General features: G+C 71.0%; 2 protein-coding genes and 1 pseudogene. 2 read left to right on the top strand and 1 reads right to left on the bottom strand.

Annotated features, from left to right (window positions below; all coding sequences use genetic code 11):
* Positions 1 to 2179: DUF349 domain-containing protein (locus VFM98_RS15475; protein WP_414709035.1), on the bottom strand; the 2179-nt coding region annotated here is incomplete at its 3' end.
* Positions 2180 to 2980: 801 nt separating this feature from the next.
* On the opposite strand from VFM98_RS15475, the gene VFM98_RS15480 reads away from it, so the two are divergent.
* Together VFM98_RS15480 and glyA are read left to right on the top strand one after the other, a co-directional pair.
* Positions 2981 to 3826, top strand: coding sequence for a lytic transglycosylase domain-containing protein (locus VFM98_RS15480; protein ID WP_325110803.1), 846 nt, complete (start codon positions 2981 to 2983; stop codon positions 3824 to 3826).
* Positions 3827 to 4032: 206 nt separating this feature from the next.
* A pseudogene (glyA, locus tag VFM98_RS15485) lies at positions 4033 to 4477 on the top strand (serine hydroxymethyltransferase); the annotation flags it as partial.

Below are 4477 nucleotides of genomic sequence, written 5' to 3' on the forward strand. Positions count from 1 at the left end.
GACGGCGCGCGCCGGGCCGGTCGTCGCCGCGCATGGCCACGACCGGCTTGGGCGCGGGCTTCGCCGGCGCCGCAGCGGCGGCTTCGCCCTCGTTCGTGCCGGCCTCGGCAGTCGCCGTCTCGGCATTCGCCTCGGCCCCGGGCTGCTGCTCCGGCGCGGCGGGTGCAGCTGCCGCAGGAGCACCCCCCGCGGCGGCATCGCCTGCAGCGCCACCTGCCCCGGCAGCCTCGCCGCCGGCGCGCAGCGCCTGCTCCAGCGCCTGCATCGCGGCGCGGATCTTCTGCGCGTCGCCGCTGGCCGTGGCCTCTTCCACCGCCTTCGACGCCTCCAGCACGGCGCGGTCGCGCGCGCTCATCGCCGCGCTCGCCTTCTCGCGCTCCGCCGTCTTGCGGTTGAACGCCTCGTCGATCGGCTTGCGGAACGCGTCCCACAGCTTCTGTTCCTGCTTGCGATCGAGCGGCACCGTCTGTGCCTCGGCCTGCCAGCGCTGCTGCAGGGCCTTGACGGCGTCGATGCGCAGGCTGGGCGCCTCGCCCAGCACCCTGGCCTCTTCGATCATGCCGTTGCGGCGCTCGATGCTCTCCTTCTGCGCCCGCTCCAGCGGGCCGGCGGCCTGCGAGATCGCCTCCTTCCACTGCGGCTGCAGGTCGGCGAAGGCCTTCTCGCTCAGGTGCCCGGCTTCGCGCCAGCGCTCGGAGAACTGGTGGATCGCGCGGTTGAACGCCTTCCAGTCGCCGTTGTCCGCCTGCGGATGCGCAGCGGCCCAGGCCTTCACTTCGTCGATCAGCGCCAGGCGCGCGGTGCGGTGTTCGGCGGCCTCGGCCTTGACCTTGTCCAGCCACTCCTGCACCACCTTGTAGGCTTCGTTGCAGGCTTCGTCGAAGCGCTTCCACAGCGCGTGGTTGGGCGGGCCGCCCTGGTCGACCTGCTTCCACTGCTCGCGCAGGCTGCGCAGCGTCTCCTGCATCTTGCGGCCGCCGTAGCGCGGCTTGCGCACCACCGGCGGGGGCACGGGGGTGGCGGCGGGCGATTCGGCCTCGGCCTGCTCGGTGGCCGCCGCTTCCGTGTCGGCCGGCGCGGGCTCCGGCGTGACCGGGGCCGGCACCGTCTCGAACAGGCCTTCGGCCTTGGCCACCAGCTCCTGGCGCAGCTGGTCGGCGCGCCAGCGCTGCCAGCCTTCCAGCTCGCCGGCGGCGCCGAGCGCGGCATGCGCCTGCGCTTCCAGCTTGTCGTCGACCAGCTTGCCGTGTTCCTTCAGCGCGTTGCGCAGCGCATTGGCGGCGCCGGCGCTGGCCTTGCCGTGGCCCTGCGCGATCTCCTGTTCCAGCTTGCCCAGGGCCTCGCTCACGGCCTGGTTGGCCCTGGCCTTCAGCTCGGGATCGACCTTGGGCTTGGGCGGCTTGGGCGGCGCGCTCTCGGGCGGCAGGCCGCGCGCCTGGCGCAGTTCGTCGGCCCACACCGGCACCGGCGGCAGCGGCGCATTCGCATCGGCGGCGGCCGCGGTGGCCTGGGCCAGCGCGGTCTGGAAGGCGTCCCACACCACCTGCAGCTGCCCGCGCGAGGCTTCCAGCAGCGGCGGGAACTTGGCGTCGACGCTGCCCCAGTTGGGATCGTCCAGCAGCGCCTGCGCCTGCGCCTGCCACTGGGGCACGTCGGCGCGCAGCGCCTCGGCGGCGCCCTGGGCGTCCTGCCACGACTTGGTGGACAACACCTCGATGCGCTGGGCCAGCAGCACGGCGGCCTCGCGCTGCACCTGCACGCGGTTCTGCAGGTCCTCGATGCCCTTCACGCGCTCGGCCAGTTGCGTCTTCACGCCGGCCAGCGGCTCGCGACTGAGCGGCGCGCCGGCCTTGGCGGCATCGCGCTGCCAGGCCAGGGCGTCGGCGATGTTCAGGCGGGGCTGCGCCAGCAGGTGGCGCGCCTTTTCGGACCATTCGGCGGCGATCGCCTCCTGGCCCTTGGCGCGCTTGATCTCGTCGAGCCGCTCGCGCAGCAGGCGCGCCGCGCCCTTGTCGCGCGCGCTCAGCTCGCGGAACACCTCCTGCATCTGCTCCGCGCTCGGTTCGCGGGCCAGCCACTCGCGCACGCGGGCCGCGCGTTCCCCGGACGTGGGCGCGGAAAAGGCACCCCCTGTCAGCGCGTCCAGTGCCTGGGTGTCGTGGGTCTTCAAGCTGCTCACAATCTATTGATGCGAAGGAAAGGAAAGCCCCCGGGAAGGGGGCGAAGCCCGTATTCTCGCCGCGAAATGCGAACGCCGGAAATGGAAAGCCCGGCCAGGAGCCTGAAGCTGCCTGCCGGGCTGGACGGTCCGACCTGATGTCGCTGCCGTCTGGGTTCGCAACACGAACGTGGTGTCCGCGTTGCGCCGGAAGCAAAGATTGCTTCCTTGAGGAAGCCGGGGCTGCCACAGAACGTGGCCCTACCGGCTGGTCGCCCGATTGCTCGGGCCCCGTCAAGTTAGGCCGCACCGGCACGGAATGCAAGTCCGACTTTTCAATGGCGGTGAGCGGGGCGATTGCACCGAGCGCCGTCCAGCGGGGCGTCTCCGGACATTCCCTCCTCCGCCCGGCGGCCGGCCGACAAGCGGCGGGGGCGCCGTCAGCTTTCGCGCCGCGCTCCGATATCGATAGCACTGCGCCTGCTGTCAGGTGGGGCTGACAAGGGTTGGCGCGTACGGACTACGGAACTTTTCTGCTGTCGAGCCGTACAGTACCGGCCTCTTATCTCCAATTCAGCATAAAAACACTTGGAAACATCCTTGACCCGGCATTAAGCGCCTGCCTAGAATCCGCCGCGTCTCCCCACAGGGGGGGACCTCCAGACAACCCGCTGCCGAACCCGGCGAATCGGACCGGAGAAGGACCCTCCCACGAAGGGCCCTCCGCTCCGATGGCGTACCAATCCAAACGGGGAGCACGAAGGTGGAGGCCGCTCGCGAAGCGGCCGAAGCCCAGGGCTCCGCGCGTAGAAAGGAAGTGCTATGACAGCGTCAGGAACACTGGGAAGATTCACCCGGGGCGTGCAGACCTTCTGCTGCGACGTCGCCGAGGGCTTCTTCGAGATCACGCACAACGGCTTCGCGGTGGTGGGGCTGGCGGTGGTCTTCTCCGTTCTGACCCTGCTGGCCCGGCCCGACCTCCGTCAGGCCGGGGAAGCCCAGCTCATGACCTGGCTGCATGCGCGCCAGGCGGAAACGCTCGGCCTCGTGCCCGAGCTCGATGCGATCGACCGCGCCACGGCGCTCAACCCCAAGGAACTGCCCAAGCAGCAGGCCGCGGTGGCGTACTGGCTGAGCCGCAAGTACCGGGTGGCGCCCGAGCCGCTCAGCGCCCTGGTGGCCGAGGCCTACGAGATCGGCGAGCGCACCCGGATCGACCCGACCCTGCTGCTGGCCGTGATGGCGGTGGAGTCGGGCTTCAACCCGTTCGCCCAGAGCCCGGTGGGGGCGCAGGGGCTGATGCAGGTGATGACCGGCGTGCACAGCGACAAGTACGAGAACTTCGGCGGCCGGCTGGCGGCCTTCGACCCGGTGACCAACCTGCGGGTGGGCGCCAAGGTGCTGCAGGAGTGCATCCAGCGCGCCGGCTCGGTGCCGGCGGGCCTGAAGTACTACGTGGGCGCGGCCCTGCTGCCGGAAGACGGCGGCTACGCCGACAAGGTGCTGGCCGAGCATGCGCGGCTGCAGCAGGTGGCCCATGGCCGCTCGGTGCCCATCGCCACCCCGCCGGCGCCGCTGCGCACCGTGGCGCCCAGCCCGGCGCCGACCGTGCCGGACCCGGGCGTGATCTCCCAGGGCGGCCGGGCGGCGCCCAGGAGCCTGGGTTAAACTCGCCCCGTGCGCGACTGGCGATAGGCGCGCCCTGCGGGGCGCGCTGACGTGGATCCACCTTCAAACCACTGGGAAGCGTACCGCCCGCTGCGGGCCTCGCGGCGCTGCCTTGCAGCGGCCCGCGCGCCGCAGCCGGTGACCAGCCGTTCGCCTGGGCAGCCCTGGCCTTGCACAGGGCACCTTCGTCCACGGAACCGCCGCTCATGTACGACCGCCGCATCCTCATCGAACAGACCGATCCCGAACTCTGGGCCGCCATCCAGGCCGAGAACCGCCGCCAGGAAGAACACATCGAGCTGATCGCGAGCGAGAACTACGCCTCGCCCGCCGTCATGGCCGCCCAGGGCACCCAGCTCACCAACAAGTATGCCGAGGGCTATCCCGGCAAGCGCTACTACGGCGGCTGCGAGAACGTCGACATCGCCGAGCAGCTGGCGATCGACCGCATCAAGCAGATCTTCGGCGCCGAGGCCGCCAACGTGCAGCCGCATTCCGGCGCGCAGGCCAACGAGGCGGTGTTCCTGGCCTTCCTGAAGCCGGGCGACACCATCATGGGCATGAGCCTGGCGGAGGGCGGCCACCTCACCCACGGCATGCCGCTGAACATGAGCGGCAAATGGTTCAACGTCGTGAGCTACGGCCTGAACA

The sequence above is a fragment of the Ramlibacter sp. genome (genome assembly GCF_035706265.1).
Lineage (GTDB): Bacteria > Pseudomonadota > Gammaproteobacteria > Burkholderiales > Burkholderiaceae_C > Ramlibacter.